The following is a 3,372-nucleotide window of genomic DNA, read 5'->3' as shown; positions in this document are numbered from 1 at the left end:
TACACCTTCATGAGTTCATGCCAGCGTGATGAGTGGAACAGCCAGCTGATGAGCGACACCTGTCCTGAAATCACCCTGGACAATGTACTGGCAACTTTTCGCCATCTGAATGCCAGTAAGATGCAGACATTTGAACAGGTACTGATTGATGTCTACCGGAAATTGTCATGGGATTACAGAACCAATAATCCCTGCCGTCTGGGCAAGAAAATCATTATTGAAAACCTGCTGTACCGCTGGAGTAACGGGCGTGTGACGCTGGACTGCAGCGGACGGGATGAGCTGGATGACCTGGTACGTCCGTTTTATCTGCTGGAGGGGCGCAACGTTCCTGACTTCGGGAACAGCATCGGGGCGCAGTATGGTGAATTTCTCGGGAACGGCGACAATGTTGGTAAGCTGTTAGAAGGGGAATATTTTACGGTGCGTGGCTACCAGAAAGGGACCGTACACATTGTCTTTAAGCGTCCGGACCTTGTTGAAAAACTGAATGATATTATTGCCCGACATTATCCTGGTACATTGCTGCCACGAGTCTGATTAAACAGAAAAGCCCTGGTATTTATGCCGGGGCTTTTTTGTGCACAGTGACCCGTCCTGAATAGCGTTGACACGTTCCAGACTTAAATCCGGAGAACGTGATGATGACTGAGTTCAAACGCACCCAACGTGATTATCCTCTATCCTTTAAAATAGCTGTTGTTGAGCAGGTTGAAAAAGGCGAGATGACCTATAAACAGGCTCAGCAGCGGTATGGCATTCAGGGGCGCTCCACCGTTCTTGTCTGGTTGCGTAAATATGGCCGGCTTGACTGGAGTCCCGGACTTCCTGATCTGGTGAAGAGGAAACTGCCTGTGACTCAGACAACTATCCCGCTCACACCCGAGCAAAGAATCAGAGAACTTGAAGAGCAGCTTGAGCTGGCGAACCAGAAAGCTGAGTTTTTTGAGTCGGTTATCAATGTCCTGAAAAATGATTACGGGGTGAGTATCGTAAAAAAGCGGCCCGGCAAGTCCTCGCGCAGAGTTCGGCCCCAAAAATAACTGTTACGCGTGCATGTCAGTTCCTGGGGCACAGCAGACAGGCATGGTATCAGGACAACGCAAGGCGCAGAAAACGGCAGGAACATCATGCTCAGGTTCTTAATTTTGTTGCCCGTATCAGATGTCGTCAGCCGCGAATCGGTGCGCGTAAACTGCACTATCTGCTGAACACGCAGGCCGATAAAAGGCTGAATATCGGACGAGACCGTTTGTTTAACCTGCTGGATGAATACCGGCTCCTGGTGCCAGTAAAGCGGGCATATCACAAAACTACCAACAGCCATCACCGCTTTTACCGGCATCCCAATCTGCTGAAACCCGGCCCGGAGCAGGTTACCGCCCTTGAGCCAGAGCAGGTCTGGGTTGCCGACATTACTTACCTTCCCCTGCTCAGCGGCATGGCTTATCTGAGTCTGGTCACTGATGCCTGCTCCAGAAAAATCATGGGTTACCATGTCGGGGGAAATCTGCAGACAGAAAATGTGGTAAAAGCGTTCAGACAGGCTCTGAGGCGAAGAAAAACGACAGGTCCTCTGGTACATCACTCTGACAGAGGGTTGCAATACTGTTCAGCTCTTTATCAGTCAGTCCATGAGAAAAACGGAATAACCTGTTCAATGACTGATGGTTATGACTGCTACCAGAACGCACTGGCTGAGCGAATAAACGGTATCCTGAAAAATGAGTTTTTACTCTCGCGTCCTGCAGACCTGATGCAAGCCCGGGAAATGGTAAAAGAGTCCGTGACAATTTATAACTGTGAGCGGCCACACCTGGCCCTGAAATACAAAACGCCCGATGACGTTCATCAGGCGTTTTACAGACAGAAAAGTGTCAACTTATATCAGGACTAGTCACAGAAAACCCCCAGCTAGGCTGGGGGTTCCGGAAAGCTTTCAGCTTTGAGCCAGTTATTAAAACCCCTTTTGATTTGTTAAAACACCTTGCGGTCTGGCAACTGCAAGTATCAAACAAGAAATCAAAAGGGGGTCCCAATGGGGAACGAAAAGAGCTTAGCGCACACCCGATGGAACTGTAAATATCACATAGTTTTTGCGCCAAAATACCGAAGACAAGTGTTCTACAGAGAGAAGCGTAGAGCAATAGGCAGTATTTTGAGAAAGCTGTGTGAGTGGAAAAGCGTACGGATTCTTGAAGCTGAATGCTGTGCAGATCATATCCATATGCTTGTGGAGATCCCGCCCAAAATGAGCGTATCCGGCTTTATGGGATATCTGAAAGGGAAAAGCAGTCTGATGCTTTACGAGCAGTTTGGTGATTTGAAATTCAAATACAGGAACAGAGAGTTCTGGTGCAGAGGGTACTACGTCGATACGGTGGGTAAGAACACGGCGAAGATACAGGATTACATAAAGCACCAGCTTGAAGAGGATAAAATGGGAGAGCAGTTATCGATTCCCTATCCGGGCAGCCCGTTTACGGGCCGTAAGTAACGAAGTTGGATGCAAATGTCAGATCGTGTGCGCCTGTTAGGGCGCGGCTGGTAAGAGAGCCTTATAGGCGCATTTGAAAAACCTCCGGCTATGCCGGAGGATATTTATTTCCTGTAATCATCATAATTTCAGAAAACGATGTGACATTGTCACATCAATTGTTGTTCATATCGATGCCATCTTTCTTACCTGAATCTGTCTTTTTATGTGCTGTTTTAGAGGAAGAACGGCGGGATGATTTTTTCGATTCTGCTTTCCGAATAATGTCACGAAGTGCCTTCTCTCCTACTTCATATCCTGCATTTTTGAGCGTGTCACGAACATCTGCCAGTGTGTAACCCTTTGTCCTTACCAGGACAATGATGTCATCACGAATGGCATCAAGAAAATCACGCAATGTTTTCCGTTGAGCGGTGAGGTCTGGCAATTCCGATAAAGCAGCTTTTGCCAGCTGGATGTCATCATCTGAGTAAAATTTTTTAGAAGCCATTGGCACTTTCTCTCCGTTTCATGTTGAAGTCTGATTTTATCATCAAAAACTGACTCCTGGCAGGGCTGCGCCCTGTCTCTGCCGTCTGTATAAGACTATGATGCACAAAAATAACAGGCTATAATGACCTAAAAAACGGGACAGGATGTGTAATTGTAATACCGTCACACGCGACGCTATTACAATTACCATCTGGTCAGGGCTTCGCCACGACACCCCGTAAGGAGCCTGAAGTGAGTGATAGTGCAGTAAGAAAGAAAAGTGAGGTACGGCAAAAGACAGTTGTCAGAACACTCAGATTCTCTCCTGTTGAGGATGAAACCATCAGGAAAAAAGCTGAAGATTCCGGACTTACTGTATCTGCTTACATCCGAAATGCAGCACT

4 protein-coding genes and 1 pseudogene are annotated in these 3,372 nt (G+C 47.4%); 4 read left to right on the top strand and 1 reads right to left on the bottom strand.

Translation table 11 applies throughout. The features are described from left to right. The 3 genes from WC5_RS21035 to tnpA all read left to right on the top strand — a co-directional run. On the top strand, window positions 1-540 hold a 540-nt coding region (locus WC5_RS21035), incomplete at its 5' end, for a DUF4942 domain-containing protein (protein ID WP_016231312.1). A gap of 101 nt (window positions 541-641) precedes the next feature. Then, window positions 642-1,897, top strand: a protein-coding gene (locus WC5_RS24590) for an IS3 family transposase (RefSeq protein ID WP_107164610.1) whose coding sequence is annotated in 2 segments (ribosomal slippage) — window positions 642-993 and window positions 993-1,897 — 1,257 coding nt in all. Because the reading frame shifts where the segments join, the coding sequence is not laid out codon by codon here. A gap of 141 nt (window positions 1,898-2,038) precedes the next feature. Further along, window positions 2,039-2,497, top strand: coding sequence for an IS200/IS605-like element IS200C family transposase (gene tnpA, locus WC5_RS21045; protein WP_000526135.1), 459 nt, complete (start codon window positions 2,039-2,041; stop codon window positions 2,495-2,497). A gap of 154 nt (window positions 2,498-2,651) precedes the next feature. On the opposite strand, the gene WC5_RS21050 is transcribed toward tnpA, so the two are convergent. Beyond that, window positions 2,652-2,987, bottom strand: a complete 336-nt coding sequence (locus tag WC5_RS21050) for a hypothetical protein (protein WP_016231310.1) — start codon at window positions 2,985-2,987, stop codon at window positions 2,652-2,654. 233 nt (window positions 2,988-3,220) lie between these two features. On the opposite strand from WC5_RS21050, the pseudogene nikA reads away from it, so the two are divergent. Beyond that, window positions 3,221-3,372: pseudogene (gene nikA, locus WC5_RS26070) on the top strand (IncI1-type relaxosome accessory protein NikA); the annotation flags it as partial.

The organism is Escherichia sp. KTE114 (assembly GCF_000407765.1).
GTDB classification, from domain to species: domain Bacteria; phylum Pseudomonadota; class Gammaproteobacteria; order Enterobacterales; family Enterobacteriaceae; genus Escherichia; species Escherichia ruysiae.
This window is presented reverse-complemented; position numbering and strand designations above follow the sequence as displayed.

Bases quoted from the DNA above. Each gene is read 5' to 3' on its own strand.
- tnpA (WP_000526135.1), top strand. From the start codon at position 2,039: ATGGGGAACGAAAAGAGCTTAGCGCACACCCGATGGAACTGTAAATAT.
- WC5_RS21050 (WP_016231310.1), bottom strand. From the start codon at position 2,987: ATGGCTTCTAAAAAATTTTACTCAGATGATGACATCCAGCTGGCAAAA.